Source organism: Pedobacter gandavensis (assembly GCF_032678465.1).
GTDB lineage: Bacteria > Bacteroidota > Bacteroidia > Sphingobacteriales > Sphingobacteriaceae > Pedobacter > Pedobacter gandavensis_B.
Map to the genome: position 1 here is coordinate 73820 of NZ_JAVTSK010000005.1, position 17402 is coordinate 91221.

Consider the following 17402-nt stretch of genomic DNA (forward strand, 5'->3'; position numbering starts at 1 on the left):
TGGCCAATGCACATAAACACTTAAAAAAAATTAAATCAGGATGTCAATTTTCTAAAAATATCCTCTAAAGAAGTCAGTTGGTGTTCTTTTTTAAGTTCAATTATCGGGGAATTAGCTGCGATACGGCCTTTATCAATGATAATCACCTCATCACAAAGTGCCTCCACTTCCTGCATAATATGCGTGGAGATGATCACTGTTTTGTTTTTCCCCAGCGCTTTGATCAGTTCCCTGATCTCTACCAACTGATTCGGATCCAATCCTGATGTCGGTTCATCAAGAATCAATACCTGTGGATCATGAATGATTGCCTGAGCCAATCCTACCCTTTGTTTATATCCTTTAGAAAGCATCGCAATCTTCTTATGCTGCTCAGCGCTCAGGCCTACCTTTTGAATAGTTTCCTTTACTTTCTGTTTTGCATCTTTCAATTGATAAGTATTGGCCACAAACAATAAAAACTCCTGCACATACATATCTGTATACAATGGCGTATTTTCGGGAAGATAGCCCATGATCTTTTTCAACTCAATAGCTTGTGTCTGCACATCATAACCACACAAGCTCGCAGTCCCCGAACTTGGCTTCAAATAACCCGTCAACATTCGCATGGTGGTTGACTTCCCGGCACCATTTGGACCAAGAAAACCCAAGATCTTACCGGGCTTAGCTTCAAAGCTAATCCCATCAACCGCCTTTTGCTGGTCGAAATGTTTGCTGAGTGAATTTACCAGGATGCTCAATTTACTTTACCTTTTTAACGTTTGAAGAACGAATCTTTTTATCTTTTCTATATTGATTGAACTCTTTTCCAGCCAATTCTAAATTATCAGTCGAAATCATATCTGCACCAGCTTCCAGGTACTGGTAATAATATTTACCATTTGGTCTGGCCAAAGAACGTTTGTCTAAGTTACCCATTGTGCCCATGATACAGGTAATCCCATTTTCATGTAAGCCATCAAACACTTTTTGTTCTGGAACTGAGGTGCCCACAAAAGCGACAATCCTGTTGTTAGGTACTCCTTTTCCATTTAGTCTCTTTAAATCCGTATCATACTTAACAGAAGCAGAAATCATCAGGTCAGGCGCCAGACGATGCAGCTCTACAGCCTGATTGTCATTATAAGTAATCACAATCGAATTGGATTCTGATTTCGTTTTACGTACTTCCTCAATGATTTTAGCAAAAGGTACGCCCTTTTTAATATCTATTGTAAATAGTACTTTTCCCTTTCCCCAGGTCAGCACCTCATTCAAAGTCGGGATTTTATATGGAGTTAGAGTTCCGAAATCATCTTTTAACTGGAGCTTCTGCAATTCTGCATAAGTATAGCTACCGATCATACCAGTACCATTACTAGTTCTCTCCAGTCGGTCGTCGTGCATGATCACCAATACCGAATCTTTACTCAAGGCCACATCAAATTCAATCACTACCGGCTGATATTTTGTCGCATTCTCGAATGTTGCAATACAATTTTCAGGAAAACCTTTCATGGGCCCTCCTCTATGTGCCGAAATCAGTGGATATCCAGGTGTTTTTCTATTTAAAAATGACCTTAATTCTTCACTATTATTGAAAGAAATATAGTTTTTCGTTTGCCCTGTGCAGGATATGGCAAGCATTAACAAGCCTACCAGAAGCAGATTAAATTGTTTCATGGTCAAAAGTAGGAATTTAGGTCCTATATATATTTGTTAATCTTCTATATTTGCATCATTATGGCAAAGAACACTAACGACGAACAATTTAAAAATGTAATATCACATGCCAAGGAATACGGTTTTGTATTTCAAAGTAGCGAGATTTATGACGGACTAAGTGCGGTATATGACTACGGACAATTAGGCTCGGAATTAAAGAATAACATTAAAACTTATTGGTGGAAATCCATGGTTCAGATGCATGAGAACATTGTAGGAATTGATTCTGCAATTTTTATGCACCCGAAAGTATGGAAAGCCAGCGGACACGTAGACGGGTTTAACGATCCTATGATCGATAACAAAGACTCGAAAAAGCGCTACCGTGCAGACCAGTTGTTAGAAGACAAAATTGCCCGTTACGAGAAAGACGGTAAAACTGATAAAGCTGCGAAATTGCAGGCTGATATGGATGATGCTTTACAAGCTGAAGATCTTCCACGCTTAAAACTACTGATCGAAGAGCATGAAATAGCTTGTCCGGTAAGTGGCACTAAAAACTGGACCGATGTACGCCAGTTTAACCTTATGTTCAGCACTCAGTTTGGTGCAATGGCAGAAGGTTCCGATGAAGTATACCTACGTCCGGAAACCGCACAAGGTATCTTTGTCAACTTCTTAAACGTACAGAAATCCGGAAGAATGAAAATTCCTTTCGGTATTGCACAAATCGGAAAAGCATTCAGAAATGAGGTAATTGCTCGTCAGTTCATCATGAGAATGCGTGAATTCGAACAAATGGAGATGCAATTCTTTGTTCGTCCGGGTGAAGATGCAAAATGGTTCGCCTACTGGAAAGAAGCGCGTCTGAAATGGCACCAGGCTTTAGGTACTTCTCCGGAAAAATACCGCTTCCACGACCATGTTAAATTAGCACACTATGCGAACGCCGCTACTGATATCGAATTTGAATTCCCATTCGGATTTAAAGAAGTAGAAGGTATCCATAGCCGTACTGATTTCGATTTAACACAACACCAGACTTTCTCTGGTAAGAAAATGCAATATTTCGATGCTGAACTAAATGAAGAAGGTAAACCTTACGGAAATTATGTTCCTTACGTGATCGAAACTTCTATTGGTTTAGACCGCATGTTCCTGTTAACCATGATCAATGCTTTCGAAGAGCAGGATTTAAGTACAGAAGAAAAACAAGACAGCAGAACTTTATTACGCTTACACCCTTGCTTAGCACCGGTTAAAGTAGCAATCTTCCCATTAACAAAGAAAGATGGTTTACCAGAAAAAGCAAGAGAAATCATGGACAGCCTGAAATTTGATTTCAACTGTGTATATGAAGAAAAAGATGCAATTGGTAAACGTTACCGTCGACAAGATGCGATTGGTACACCATTCTGTTTAACAGTAGATCACCAGACTTTAGAAGACAATACCGTAACAATCCGTCACCGTGATTCGATGGAGCAGCAAAGGATTGACATTAAAGACCTGGAAGAATTGATCTCTAGCAGAGTAAGCTGGAAAAATCTTTTGAGATAAGCATTCCTATAAATCCATAAAAAACCCTGCCATCAAACGATGAGCAGGGTTTTTCTTTTAGAGATCCGGTCTGGGAGAAATTAAGCCAGTGTCCGCTTTCTCAAAGTATGTAATCTTGCATAGCAAATGCTACTGTAAAAAGCGCATAACAAAATAAGGTGTAACAATAATTTAGGATTCTCCCATATACTTGCCCCACTCTGTACTACTGCCGTATAGATCTGTATAAATGGTGTGGTAGGTAATAACATCGACAACCACTGTATCGGTAAGGGTAAAGATTCAAATGGCCAGGAATATCCGGTAATCAGGAAAATCGGGTAGGTTGAAAATGCCATCATCTGCAAACAAAGCAACTGAGATTTAAACAAAGAACCGATAAACTGTCCCATTGGAATTAAAGTCAACAGGAACAACAGCAACAATAAACTCAGTTCGAAACCATTGCCCCTCATGGGCAGGTTGAGTAGACTGTAATTTACATTTAGAAAGAAAAATGCATAGGCGGAAAAAAGAATAAGGTAAAATAATCCCTTACCCCAAATCGCCATCGAAGCTCCTCCCCTCAACCAGCCAGCAATGGTAGCGTGCTGTCTTTCTGCTGCCACACTTTCTGAAAGACCGATCAGCAAAGTTTGTTGTAGAATCAGCGCCAACAGACCTGGCAATAAGAAAGCCCCATAACTGGAACGTTCATTAAACAGTGGACGGTAATCCAGACTCACCGGCATCACATTCTGCATGGCAATGGCAGAAGTCATCCCCTCGCTCTTCTCAAAGAACTGGAGTCTAACCCCAGCCCCCACAGTTAAACAAATGGCCTGTACACTCGCCAATATATCACTGGAAGGCAAAAATCTGGCGGCATTTACAGCCAGAACCACATTACTCTGTTTTAAACTTAACAAATTCGTTTGTGTTCCTTTAGGGATATACATATACCCCTGACAAAGCCCCTCATACATTTGTTCTTTTGCATCTTCCAGATTGGAAAAATGAATCAGTTCTACCATTGGGGAATTGTCTATATTCTGTTGTAACAAACGGGATAAACGTGTCTGATCATCATCTACGATAGCCAGTTTCACATTTTCTTCTTCTTTATTGATATAGATACTCCCATAGAAAAAAGCATACAACAAGGGCGCGATCAGTAAAGTAAGGAGCAAACTATGGTCCTTTACCACCGATGCAGCCTCTCTCAGTAAAAGATTAATTAAGGACGGGTTCGGCTGCTGCTTCATTTTTACTTTGATTAAATTGACGTTGGAAAAGAATTAGGGCAGTTGGGAACATCACCGCTGGAAACAACAATAGTTTATATAAATCGGCCTGGGCATAATAGAATGGCAGATTCATATAGTAAATTTTGAAAAAAGTATCCAGAAAAGGCGTATAAGGCATAATCGTTGCATAGTACTGATCGTACCAGGGCATTGCCCACCTGGGAAAAGTAAAACCGCTGAAAACAAATGCTGGTGAAGTATAAAACAAGGCCACATCACCGGAAAGCATTACATCTTTAAATAAAGCCGAGATAAACATTCCTATCCCGATACAGGCTACAGAAAGCAAAGTATACAGTGCAAAAAACTTACCTGTTGCCGCTGGTACCCCAATATCAAAGAAAGGAAAAAGGATAAAGGCAATGATGACAAAATTAAACCAACTGATCACCAGATGGGCAATCGTTTTACCGGCAATTACGCGAAATGCCGATCCCTTTGCCAATTCGTATAATTGCGACATCGTATTGGTCTTGTATTCATAATTGAGTGCCAGCATACTGCTGATGATCAAAATCATTTGCATCCCTACGGTAATGAGTCCAGGAACCAGGTATTCCTGATAATTGTAGGTCGCATTGTACAGCTGATAAGTATCTAGTTTGATCGGGTTGGCCAGGGCCATGGCCCGGTCGGGTTCCATTCCGGTCTTGACCAGCTTCTTCAGCACAATTCCAGTACTTCCGGTAATGATGACCTGTGCCGCAGCCTTATACACCATTTTTGCGGGGACTAATGCCGCTGCATTGGTATATAAAGTCACCGTTGTAGGATGTCGGCTATAAATATCATTCTGCATGTGGTGAGGGAAATGTACTGCGCCCATGATCTCTCCCTTCTGGATTGCCTGCTGTACTTCAGCTTCACTAAACAACCTTTTGGTAATGTGTAAAGCATCCCGCTGCTCCAGCAAAAAAATCAGCTGCCGGCTTACCGGACTTTGATCGTCATCCCAAATAGCAAAAGGGAGATGTTTCGCTTCTTTCTCCTGGTAGATATACGCGTAAAAGGAAAATAACAGCGCAGGAACCACCAACATCACGAGGTAAAATACCTTTAGATGGAGAATCCTGTTCCATTCCCGAATGATGATCTGACAAGTCGAACGCATTATGGCAAAATTAAAGAAGCCGTCATACCAGCACGCAAGCCTTTAATTCCTGCAGGGTTTTCTGGTTTCAGCTCTATTGTAAACGTCCTCAATTCAAATTGTCCTTTATCTTTTGTAGGCACCCAGTTGGCAAACTCTAAAGTTGGTGCAATGGAAGTCACTTTTACTTGAAAAGTTTCAGGGTCACATCCAGGAACTTTTACTGATGCTATAGAACCTACTTTTAAAAGATTGGAGTCATCCTGACGAACATTGAACCTTAATAACTTGGAATTTTTCTTTTCAATCGTCATCATTGGATAACCTATGGAAACAATCTCCCCCTGATGTGTCACCAGACTGGAAATCACGCCATCTGCCGGTGCATGAACCCTGGTATTATCGCCTAATGATTTGGTGAGCTCGTAAGCCTGCTCTGCTTGTTTTACAATTGCATTCGCCGTTTTTATAATCTCCGGACGCGTACCATCTTTTAACATTTTCAGGTTCAGTTTCGCCATTTCCATCTCTTTCTTAGCCGCTTCATAACGGAAGTAAAACACATCCCTTTCCTGCCCTGAAATCACATCTGCGTTATATAGACGCTGCATCCTGTCGTTGGTAGCACTGAACAATTTATATTGATCCTCACTAATTTGATAAAGTTTGGAAGTCGCATCTATCAATTCTGGTCTTGCGCCTTTCAGCAATAACTCCTGCTGCCCTTTCGCAGCATCAATTGCTGCTAAAGCCTGCGCTTTTATCGCATCAATCTCATTGGATCGAAGAATGGCTACAATCTGCCCCTCTTTTACCGTATCGCCGAGCTCAACCAGTAAGGAATCCAATCGGCCCGGAAATTCTGCTGCCACATCTACGCTGGAAGCGTCTACCATACCAATGAAGTTATTGTCTTCTTTTTTATTCCCTGCCAGGAAAAAGAACAAAGCAGCGATGACCACTATAATAGGGATCAGTAAGGCCCAGTAATTTTTGATGATATCTTTCATGTATAGGTGTTTTATATCTTGAGTATTTTGGTTTATAATAAATTTATTTTAGGTATTGAGCCAGTTCTTTAGGCGTTCCTATGCTATTAAAATAAGCAGCAACAGCCAGATAATAGCCAAAAACGGCGGTATGATAACCTTTATCTATCTCTGTTTCTACCAACAGCGCATCATTTACATCTTTTGGAGAAGAGAGCTGATTTTTCATCCTTTCGCCAATAAGCATACTGGTGGTATGGGCCTCTTTCCGGGCATTATCTAAAGTGTTCACATCGTTTTGGAGCGACTTCATTTTATTTCTGGCCACCGTAGATTGCACCTGTAACGCTAATCCGGCACTTTGCTCTCCAAGCTTAGCTTCTTCTACCAGTTTTCTGGCAGCCTGGGTACGTTTACGCGTTTGTCCATTAAATAAACTCCATTGCATTTCTACCCCAATAAACCAATCCGGTATCGTTACGGGCAGGTCTTTCTGGTACAGGTTATAATTACCAATGGCAAAAATATTTGGCAAAGAAAAAGACTTACTGATTTTCTCTGCTGTTTTTGCATAATTGATTTTGCTCCCTGCTAATCTGTAAATAGGGTTTGTAACCCAGAAATCTTCTTTTGGAGGAGCAGGCGTTATATGCTGGTATTTTAAAGTATCCGCAATTACGATATTGGAATCCAAAGGGATACCCAAAAGTTTATTCAGCTCTACTTTCGCATTTTGCTGTTCTAATTTGATGTTGTTAAACTGGCTTTCTGCCTGGATCAAAACTACATTTGTCCAGCTTTTTTGATAAGGAGCAAGGATTTGGTTTTTCACCAATTCCTGCGCATAAGCCTTGTTCTTAGTCAGCGCATCTACCATAGTTTGCTGTTCACGCAGTAAAGTATTCAGGTATAAAATCCGGAGGTATTGTAAAGAAATCAGGAATTCAATTTCCTTCCCTACCAGATCTACATTGATGTCTGCTGATTTCACTAACGATTCTGCCAGATTCCCCGCTGCATCAAGTTTATAACCCAAAAAAATCGGTTGCCGGAAGCCAACGCCCGCTAAGAAATAAGATTGTTTACTCAAACTAGGATTGTAATCCGGGTAAATGGCACCAATTACGTTTTTCGATGTGTTATAAATCCGGTCCTGTACCGACTGTGGCAATGGATTTCCGGTAATTTCTTTGAATACTTCATTTGCGGTATTGACACTTTGCTGAGAAGATCCGTTCACTACGCCATCTCTCGCCTGTTGGAGGTTAATGGATAAAGGGCTGCTCAGGTAAGTATAACTCGACAAAAGATCTACTTTTGGCAAATAACTTTTGCTTTCCGCTCTGAGGTTGGATTCTGAGGAAGCCAATGTGGATTTCGCCTGTCTCAGGCTCAGGTTATTTTGCTGCGCGAGATTAAAACAATCCTCCAGAGAGGTATTCTGTGCGCTTGCAGCAATTCCCCAGGTCATCAGACCGCAGAGGAGGACGCGACTTTTATAGGTATGTATTTCTTTAAACATGCTACTTTTTTAAAACTTTACTCAGGGTATATTCCCAGTTCATTCTGGCGATATTCAGGACGGAAATGCTTTGTGGGCATTCCACTTCACAAGCTTCTGTATTGGTACAATGACCAAAATCTTCAAAATCCATTTGCGCCACCATCGATAGTACACGCTTATTCGATTCCATCTTTCCTTGTGGCAGTTTCGACAAATGCGAGATTTTAGCGGAGGTAAATAATGCGGCACTGGAATTTTTACAAGTGGCCACACAGGCGCCACATCCAATACATGCTGCGCTATCGAATGCAGATTCCGCTTGTTCATGGGTGATTGGAATTCCATTGGCTTCCGGAGCCTGTCCTGTATTTACAGATACAAAACCACCCGACTGGATGATCCTGTCGAAAGCAGAACGATCCACCCTCAAATCTCTTTTCACTGGAAATGCCGCAGCTCTAAAAGGTTCGATATAAATCGTATCCCCTTCTTTAAACTCCCGCATGTGTAGCTGACAAGTGGTTAAATGTGCAACAGGGCCGTGTACACGGCCATTGATCATCATGCCACATTGGCCACAAATCCCTTCCCTGCAATCATGGTCGAACTCCACAGGGCGATCCCCATTTAAGATCAATTGCTCATTCAGCGTATCCATCATCTCCAGAAAGGACATGTGTGGAATCACATTGTCCAATTCATAATCGACTAATTTCCCCGGACTACCCGCATCAGTTTGTCGCCATATTTTTAAATAGATGTTCATAGCCGGTATATTATTTATAACTCCTTACGGTTAATTCTACGTTTTCAAAATACAGTGGTTCCCGAACCAGTACTTCTTCCTGCATTCCCCCTTTGTATTCCCATGCAGATACGAAACAATACTCCTCATCATTCCTTAAGGCCTCTCCTTCCGGAGTCTGGTATTCTTCCCTGAAATGGGCCCCACAGGACTCCTCTCTCGTTAAAGCATCCTGACACATCAGCTCTGCAATTTCCAGGTAATCGCTAATGCGACCTGCTTTTTCCAGTTCTCCATTCATCTCTTCCTCTGTACCCGGTACTTTAAGGTGCTGATAGAAGTCTGCCCGCAAACTTTTAATTTCCTGTATTGCTTTCGTTAGTCCCTCCCTGCTTCTAGATAAACCACAATAGTCATACAGAAGTTTTCCTAATATTTTATGATAGTGATCGGCAGTTTTAGTACCGTTAATTTCTATTAATTTGCTCAGATGAGCTCTTACTCCAACTTCTGCATCTACAAACTCCTGTTCATCGGTGCTCAGTCTGGCAGATTTGATCTCTCCCGCCAGGTAATTAGAGATCGTATAGGGGGCAATAAAATAACCATCCACACAAGCCTGCAATAAAGAGTTGGCACCTAGACGGTTGGCACCATGATCAGCAAAATTAGCTTCGCCAAGTGCAAACAAGCCAGGTATTGTGGTCATCAGCTCATAATCTACCCATAAACCACCCATAGAAAAATGCGCCGCAGGTGAAATCATCATGGGTTCTTTATAGGCATCGATGTCTGTAATCTTACGATACATGTCAAACAGGTTTCCATATTTCTCCTTAATCTTTCCCTGCCCCTGCTCTTTGATCGCTTTTGAAAAATCAAGATAAACGGCATTCAGCTGGGGCCCTACTCCAAATCCTGCATCGATGCGTTCCTTTGCGGCACGGGAAGAAATGTCTCTGGGCGCAAGGTTTCCAAAAGCAGGATAACGACGTTCCAGATAATAATCCCTTTCTGTTTCGGGAATATCATTAGGTTTTCTGGTTTCTGGGTTTTTCAAAGACACCCAAATCCGACCATCATTTCTTAAAGATTCTGACATCAGGGTGAGTTTACTCTGGTAACTTCCTGATTGTGGTAAAGAGGTGGGATGCACTTGTGTCCAGCTTGGACAAGCCATAAAAGCTCCTTTTTTATGGGCACGCCAGATGGCGGAAGCGTTACAGCCCATCGCCAGGGTCGACAAATAATAAATCTTGCCGAAACCTCCGGTAGCCAACACCACTGTATGTGCACTGTGTCTTTCAATCTCTCCTGTATCGAGATTCCTCACAATAATCCCTCTTGCCTTTCCATCTACAATTACCAGATCCAACATTTCATGTCGGGTATATAAAGTAACTGTTTTGGCGGTCACCTGTCTCATGAGTGCCTGATATGCTCCCAACAACAATTGTTGTCCGGTTTGCCCTCTCGCATAAAAAGTCCGGCTCACCTGAACTCCTCCAAAAGAACGGTTGTTCAGGTATCCACCATATTCACGACCAAAAGGAACTCCCTGGGCTACTGCCTGATCAATCAATTGTGCAGAACATTCTGCAAGTCGGTATACGTTCGCTTCACGGGAGCGGAAATCTCCTCCTTTAATCGTATCGTAAAACATGCGATAAACACTATCGCCATCATTTTTGTAGTTTTTCATCGCATTCACCCCCCCCTGGGCAGCAACAGAATGTGCTCTTCGGGCAGAGTCCTGGAAGCAAAATGATTTTACATTATAGCCCATTTCTCCCAGAGAAGCAGCCGCAGCACTTCCTGAAAGGCCGGTTCCAACTACAATCACATCCATTTTCTTTCTATTGGCGGGATTCACCAGTCGCGCATGGTCCTTATAAAAACTCCATTTATCCTTTAAGGGTCCCGGTGGGATTTTAGCATTTAATTCCATACCACATGCTGAGTTAAATAAACATAAATTGGGATAATTGCGAAGCCAAACGTAATCGCATAACTGTAAACCTTTCCAAAATTCCTGACCCAGGTAACGTATTTAGGATGATAAAGTCCAAGCGAGCGTGCGGCACTAAAAAAGCCGTGTAAAAGATGATAACCCAGCGCAAACATGGAAAGCACATAAAACAACACATACCACCAATCCTGATAAGCAGCGATCACTATGGTATATAAATCCTTGTGTCCGGCCTCATCCATCGGTAAGGTTCCAAACTTATACTGGTACCAGAAATCTTTAAAATGGAAAACCAGGAAAATCAGGATCAATGTGCCCAGAATCCCCATATTGCGGGAATACCATTTACTTGTTGCCGCTCTTCCATCTATGGCGTATTTACCTGCTGTTTTCTTATTTTTGAGGGTAATGACTAAGGCATCTATTCCATGTATGATGATAGATGCATACAATACGTAAGAAATAATTTTAATAAATATATTGCCCGAAAGCAGTTGGGAATAACCGTTAAAACTTCCTTTTGCCTGTTCCGCAGGAAGCAGCAATTGCAGGTTACCAAGCAAATGAATCACCAGGAAAAAACAGAGGAATAAGCCCGTTAAAGCCATTAATGTTTTACGCATCAGCGTAGAAGTATTTGTTTTTCTATCCATAGCTTTAAATTAAAATACGCCAATTACTTTCCACCAAAGGCCGCCAATTCCTATCCAGATGATCAGAAAAATAATGCTGAGGATGAATCCCCTCGACCACCAATCTTTCACATCAACATAGGTGCTTCCAAAAAATACCGGTGCCGGCCCATGACCATAATGGGTTAAGGTGCCGAAAATCCCTCCACAAAAACCCAGAGAAAGCGCCAGTAACATTGGTGGGATTCCAATAATGACCCCTAGCCCTAACAATGCCGCATACATAGAAGCCACATGGGCCGTTGCACTGGCAAAAAGGTAATGGCTATAAAAATAAACCAGTATAATGATGGGGAAGGCTAAAGTCCAGCTGAGACCACCGATTTCATTTTTCACCAGATTGCTCAACCATGGGATCAGTCCGAGGGTATTAAGCGCAGAACCCATCATCACCAATGCGGAAAACCAAACTATGGTATCCCAGGCCCCCTTTTCACTTTTCACATCCTCCCAGGTCAGTACTCTGGAAAGCAGGAGGAAAACCAGTCCGATGAATGCAGTAGTAGTGGCATCGATCTTAAAAAAATCGCCACTTACCCATAATACCAGCAACAACACAAAAGCAATCAGCATCAGCCATTCATTTTTAGAGACAGCGCCCATTTCTTTCAATTGATCTGTAGCCATTTTTGTGGCTCCATTGGTGGCTTTAATCTCCGGCGGATAGATTTTATACAATACATAGGGAATCACCAACAGAGAAATGATGCCAGGAACAATCGCTGCCCACATCCATGACATCCAGGTAATCTGAATGCCCAGATCCGCAGCGAACTTCTGGCACATCGGGTTACTCGCCGTACCGGTCAGGAACATCGAAGAAGTAATCAAATTGACATTATAACTACTCAAACTCAGATAGGCACCTAACTTGCGGTGTGTTTCTGCTTTGTCCGGAAAAGAACCAAAATTGATGGCCATCGCCTTCATGATCGGATAAATAATTCCTCCCCCACGGGCGGTATTGCTGGGAATAGCAGGCGCCAACACTAAATCTGCCAATCCAAGACCATAACCTAATCCCAAAGAACTACGGCCAAATACACGGATAAAGAGATAGGCGATCCTGCTTCCCAAACCTGTTTTAATAAATCCACGGGCGATAAAAAAAGAGATCCCGATTAACCAGATAACCTTATCACCGAAACTACTTAAAGCTAAAGAGATTGCCTTTCCTGGATCACCAGGTGCAAGTACACCTGATACGGCTACCAAAGCAATCGCGGTCATAGACATTGTACCCATTGAAGCGGCTTTGAGTATAATTCCTAAAATGGTGGCCAGAAAAATGGCCAATAAATGCCAGGCTTCTGCCTTTACCCCCTCCGGCTCCGGAATAAACCAGATGATCAAGCCGAATACCAGGGTAATCAGGAGCATTTTATAGTTTATTTCTTGCATGTTTGGTTATACTATTAATTTTAAATGTGAGCCTGCTCTTTAGGAAATTTAATTCAGTACAGATAAGCGGGCTTTCTTTCGTTAAAAACGCGCTTGCACCTGGCAAATCACCCGATTGGTATTATACTGTGTGGTGTTCGGTATATTTCTTTCGTAACGGTCCATTTGCAGCCCCAATTGTACCCTAATCGCATAAGCTTCTGCAAAAGAAGCACTGAGCATTGGAATGTAAGTTTCTCTGGAATTCCCTGCCAACTTAAAATCAGCATCTAGGTATTCATAGCGAAAAGCAAATTCCAGATCTTTTAACCTTGTGTTTTTAAAACTGTAACTTACATTTGGCAATACATAAATCCCCCTCATCGCATATTTGCTAATTGGAATATTTGGGCTTTCCTGACCAAAGAACTCCTGACTGTTGATCCCTTGTTTGTATTCAGATACAAAAGACATTCCCCAGCGCTCAGTCAATTTTTTTGTATAATCTACATCTACGCCGTAAGCCCAGATGCGTTGCCCCAGGTTCTTACCTACTCCTACACTGCCTCCCAAATGAGTGTTCTTACTTAAACCCAACACTACACGTGCAGGGAAGATTTTTCCATCATCATTGTCGCTCAACTGATTTCGGTTATTCCCGTTAAATACGCCCACAGCATACTGAATAGGAATGGCGATGTCTTTGATCTGGCCGGAGAAACTTGCACCAATCTGAAAACTCTGCCAGCTATTGGCACCAAACAAATAATACTGATTAGAAAAATCAATAGACTTAACAAAGTCTACCGGATAATTATCTTCCTGTCCAAATTGCGGACGAAACTGACCGAATTGAAAATTCACATAATCATTGACACTATATTTGATAAAAGCATTTTCCAATACCTTGTTTTGTGGGTTTCCGGTAAAGTCGCCAAAGTTGACCAGAATAACTGCGTTGATCCGGTCGTTGATCGCCGCATTCAACTGTACCCTTGCTCTTTTTACAGAAAAGGAATTGTGGGAAAAATGTTCGTCACCAGAATGGTGTAAACCTTTAATGTCTACATCGCTGTCCAATGAGTAATTGAATTGACTTTGCAACATTCCGGATAAAGTAAGTTTCGTCTTGGAGGAAACTGGAATTTCTACACCTTGGGCCTTCAATAAAACAGGTGTACAAAACAGGACTAAAAACGTTAGAATTCTAAACTTCATTCAATTTGACAATTAGACCTTTTGATGAGTTTCACCTAAATAATAAGAGGGGGCTTTACCGGTGTTTTTAATAAAGGCCCTGAAAAAAGTGGTTCTAGAAGTAAATCCTGCCTGCCATGCCATGCCTTCCAGAGACAATTGCTTCCATTCTTCCAACTGGATCTGTGACTTCACGTACTCCACTCTTTGAAAGTTAATGAAATTCTGGAAATTCATTTGATACTCTTTGTTGATCAGGCAGGAAAGATGATGGGCAGGAATACCTGTATCATCCGAAAGATCTTTTATCGAATAACCTTTTGTGAGGAAAGGTTGTTCTTCAATCAGGATTTCCTCTAAAGTTTGCAGGTAAGCAATGCGCTTATCCTTATTGTATAAAAGCTGCCCCTGATCAGGACGCTCCTTTTCTAATATAGGCGCCATGGATTTTTCCATTGCCGGTATTCTATGCGCTCCAGACTTAAGTTCAGGAGAAAATTTCTTTTTAAGGGTATTGATGAATCGAAAAATGGGTTGTTTTACGACATGTGGAACGAAAAAAAGCAGATAAGCAGCGCTTACAAACGCATTATCATCAATTTGCGGGGAAAAATGTACCATTTAATGAGCATTTAGTATTTCAAGGATAGATAGGATGTATATGGGGTAACAGGCAGATTACCCCGGACGGAGGTACCTGTTAGCGTGAGGAGTATGTTTTTCCATAGGTGATGGATTTTGTAAGTTTTTTCCGCTAAGCAATTAATAATTTCACAACCTGTATCTCTACGAAAGGAGCCAAAACTTCCATTTCGAGTGACCAGGTTTTATAATAGTACATTATTAAGCGAAAAAGGTTTTATTTATTTTCAAATAAATAATTACCTAAATAGAGGATTATTATCAGGATAACTCTATGTAAACTCAGCTATATTTTATACTGACCATAGAAGAGCAATAAATAATTTCTTAACAAAAAATCAATCAAGAGAATAACTAGAATCTGAATTGCATCGTCAATTGAATCCGACTGTTATTGGCAGAATCGCCATTTATGTTCTTTCTGGTACCGTATAAATATTCAACCCCAGCTTTTATAAAGCTGTTGGGATAATAAATCAGGTTCAAAATACCATAATTTGAAGCTTTAAAATTCTGATCTGCAAGCACTCCCTTATTTTTCAGGTTTAAATATCCCCAACCGGCAGTAGAGCTAAATTGATCTGCCCACCAATGATCATAAGAAGCTGAAATTCCCCAAACGGCCAGAATTTCCAGGTTCTCAGTAGCTGGATTATAGATCCCATCATAATTATCCGGACCAATGTCGTTAATGTATTTACTGATTCCTTTACCATAAGTTGCCTGAAACACGAAATTATCCTTGTTCCCCGGTTGTTGTAAAACTCCACTTGCACTGAGGCCATATCCAATCTTACTTTCTCTCTTTTGCGCAGCGTTTTCGTACACTATAGGATGCAATACCGAGGAGAAACGCAGGTGGCTCCCATTCTTACTATACTGAATACTGCCAGTAATATCAGGTACTTGCTTCAGCGTTTTAAATCCCGATGCTTCGGGAAGTGTAAGAAAACTTACCGGATCCTCTAACGCGAAGACCACATCAGTAGTTTTACTTACCGGAAGGGTTAATCTGAACTGCACCTGCCTGCCTGAAGTCATCGCATTGGGACCATTGTAATCCAAAGTATTTGGATAGGCATCTACATCCATAAAATTAGACCAGTACATCCCGACCAAAATTTTACCATATTCGGCATATGCCATTCTTAAATTTGGACTAAACGAACTATTAAAAAGATCGAATTCCAAAACCGTTTTCAATGCTTTCTTATCTATAGGAATCTGTCCGCTTAGGTTAAAACGACTGGCGGCAACACTATATGTCGTATTGCTTTTTTTATCGTTAGGAATCGTGATCCCGGAGGAAAGAAAGCCCAAAGGACTGTTATTGTTGTGAAAATCATGAATCGCATCCGTCTGGATGAAACCTCCGATCTGCAGGGCAATACCCTCATCATCTGCCATCACAACACCGGTATATTTTCCGGATTCTACTGCACTTCTGGTTTGTGTTCTGGGTGGTGAAGCATTCTTTTTTAAGCGGATATCCAGGTAATTCAGTCGCGCTTCCAGACTATCCAGGCGTTTACGGATCAGCGAATCTGTTTGTGCATAGGCATTGATTCCCAGCATTTGAATAAAAAGTAAAGTCAGTGTCAGTTTAAAAAAGCTTCGTATCATTTAATCAGTTTTGAAAATATAAGAACTCAGAGCATCCACCTCCGTTGTGCCGTAAAGGAAATGGTAAGCCATAGGTTGTTGTTTTTATTTTTAATTCCATCATACACCTCTGCCCTGATGGCATCCAGTTCATCCACAGATTGGAGCGGGTATCCTTCAGGCAACAGGAAATCTATTTCAATCAGGTGATATTTTCCGGTCTTGGCAATATGACTCTTCACTTCCAAAAATTGCTTCTGGCTAACCATCTCCTGGACCAGGGCTTTCGTGGTCATTTCCACCTCATCTTCAGGGGCATACAGAAGCAGCTCTTTCAGGTTCCGGATTCCTGTTCTGATGGGTTCTACGAGAAAGATCAAAGAAGCCAAAATCACCAATGTAGGATCTACATAAGGTACCACAGCGTGGAAACCGAGCCAGTCCAGTACAAAGGCAATCATCATTCCTATCAGGATTGCAATGCTTAAAAAAGTCCCCAATTGCCATTCCAGTGCTTCAATTTTCACAAATTCTGAGTTAACGCGTTGCGCTTTTCTTCTGAAATACAACCAAATTGCCGTTGAGCCAAGAGCAGAAAAGATCAGGTAGAGAATAGCAACATTCAGATCTACGATCCTGCCTCCATGCATAAAATCGAGTGCTGCAGTAATTAAAGAATATAGACAGAGGAAAATGATCACCAGACACTGAATCAGAATGATGAAAGGTTCAAAATGTGCTCTTCCATATGGAAGCACCTGGTCTTCCGGTTTTCGGATAAAGCGGAGTGCAAAAATGGAGGCAATGGATAAAACCATCCCAATCAGACTAAAAAGTCCATCAAAAATAATGGCTTTTGCATCGCTGAACAAGCCAAAACAGATGCTTAAAAAAGCAAAAACACCTGTCAGATAAATAGATAGCTTAATCAGTCGGTTTTCAGTCAGCGCCATAAATATTTTTAATTCCTCAAAATACACAAAAGCCTTACTCCTAAATGCTCAACTATGTTCCACATTCTAAAGTGAAACGCATTGCATCAGGTCTTGCCCGGCTTTCTTAAAAGGGTATCAATAGCTTTGTTAATAAGGTCTATCTA

General features: G+C 41.3%; 15 protein-coding genes. 1 reads left to right on the forward strand and 14 read right to left on the reverse strand.

What is annotated here, in order from left to right:
* Positions 1 to 35: 35 nt before the first annotated feature.
* A complete protein-coding gene (locus R2Q94_RS10725; RefSeq protein WP_316821455.1) occupies positions 36 to 743 on the reverse strand; it encodes an ATP-binding cassette domain-containing protein in 708 nt (235 codons plus the stop codon).
* 1 nt (position 744) lies between these two features.
* Complete coding sequence (locus R2Q94_RS10730; RefSeq protein ID WP_316821456.1) at positions 745 to 1665, reverse strand: glycerophosphodiester phosphodiesterase family protein; 921 nt, start codon at positions 1663 to 1665, stop codon at positions 745 to 747.
* Positions 1666 to 1725: 60 nt separating this feature from the next.
* On the opposite strand from R2Q94_RS10730, the gene R2Q94_RS10735 reads away from it, so the two are divergent.
* On the forward strand, positions 1726 to 3207 hold the full coding sequence (locus tag R2Q94_RS10735; RefSeq protein ID WP_316821457.1) for a glycine--tRNA ligase: 1482 nt from the start codon (positions 1726 to 1728) through the stop codon (positions 3205 to 3207).
* Between the two features lie 80 nt (positions 3208 to 3287).
* Here R2Q94_RS10735 and R2Q94_RS10740 read toward each other — a convergent pair whose 3' ends face one another.
* The 12 genes from R2Q94_RS10740 to R2Q94_RS10795 form a co-directional block, all read right to left on the reverse strand.
* A complete protein-coding gene (locus tag R2Q94_RS10740) occupies positions 3288 to 4451 on the reverse strand; it encodes an ABC transporter permease (protein ID WP_316821458.1) in 1164 nt (387 codons plus the stop codon).
* On the reverse strand, positions 4420 to 5604 hold the full coding sequence (locus R2Q94_RS10745; RefSeq protein ID WP_316821459.1) for an ABC transporter permease: 1185 nt from the start codon (positions 5602 to 5604) through the stop codon (positions 4420 to 4422). The genes R2Q94_RS10740 and R2Q94_RS10745 overlap by 32 nt, the downstream gene beginning before the upstream one ends.
* A complete protein-coding gene (locus R2Q94_RS10750; RefSeq protein ID WP_316821460.1) occupies positions 5604 to 6593 on the reverse strand; it encodes an HlyD family secretion protein in 990 nt (329 codons plus the stop codon). Before R2Q94_RS10750 ends, R2Q94_RS10745 begins: the two co-directional genes overlap by 1 nt.
* A gap of 43 nt (positions 6594 to 6636) precedes the next feature.
* Positions 6637 to 8094, reverse strand: coding sequence for a TolC family protein (locus tag R2Q94_RS10755; protein ID WP_316821461.1), 1458 nt, complete (start codon positions 8092 to 8094; stop codon positions 6637 to 6639).
* Between the two features lies 1 nt (position 8095).
* Positions 8096 to 8842, reverse strand: a complete 747-nt coding sequence (locus tag R2Q94_RS10760) for a succinate dehydrogenase/fumarate reductase iron-sulfur subunit (protein ID WP_316821462.1) — start codon at positions 8840 to 8842, stop codon at positions 8096 to 8098.
* 10 nt (positions 8843 to 8852) lie between these two features.
* Positions 8853 to 10769, reverse strand: coding sequence for a fumarate reductase/succinate dehydrogenase flavoprotein subunit (locus R2Q94_RS10765; protein WP_316821463.1), 1917 nt, complete (start codon positions 10767 to 10769; stop codon positions 8853 to 8855).
* On the reverse strand, positions 10760 to 11443 hold the full coding sequence (locus R2Q94_RS10770; protein WP_316821464.1) for a succinate dehydrogenase cytochrome b subunit: 684 nt from the start codon (positions 11441 to 11443) through the stop codon (positions 10760 to 10762). Before R2Q94_RS10770 ends, R2Q94_RS10765 begins: the two co-directional genes overlap by 10 nt.
* Before the next feature lie 9 nt (positions 11444 to 11452).
* Positions 11453 to 12883: an anion permease gene (locus R2Q94_RS10775; RefSeq protein WP_316821465.1), complete on the reverse strand. Its 1431-nt coding sequence runs from the start codon at positions 12881 to 12883 to the stop codon at positions 11453 to 11455.
* A gap of 81 nt (positions 12884 to 12964) precedes the next feature.
* A complete protein-coding gene (locus R2Q94_RS10780; protein WP_316821466.1) occupies positions 12965 to 14080 on the reverse strand; it encodes a porin in 1116 nt (371 codons plus the stop codon).
* Between the two features lie 12 nt (positions 14081 to 14092).
* Positions 14093 to 14680 carry a helix-turn-helix domain-containing protein gene (locus tag R2Q94_RS10785; protein WP_316821467.1) on the reverse strand — a complete coding sequence of 196 codons (588 nt, stop codon included), beginning with the start codon at positions 14678 to 14680 and terminating at the stop codon, positions 14093 to 14095.
* Between the two features lie 375 nt (positions 14681 to 15055).
* Positions 15056 to 16324, reverse strand: coding sequence for a DcaP family trimeric outer membrane transporter (locus R2Q94_RS10790; RefSeq protein ID WP_316821468.1), 1269 nt, complete (start codon positions 16322 to 16324; stop codon positions 15056 to 15058).
* A gap of 26 nt (positions 16325 to 16350) precedes the next feature.
* Positions 16351 to 17256: a cation diffusion facilitator family transporter gene (locus tag R2Q94_RS10795; RefSeq protein ID WP_316821469.1), complete on the reverse strand. Its 906-nt coding sequence runs from the start codon at positions 17254 to 17256 to the stop codon at positions 16351 to 16353.
* Positions 17257 to 17402 lie beyond the last annotated feature (146 nt).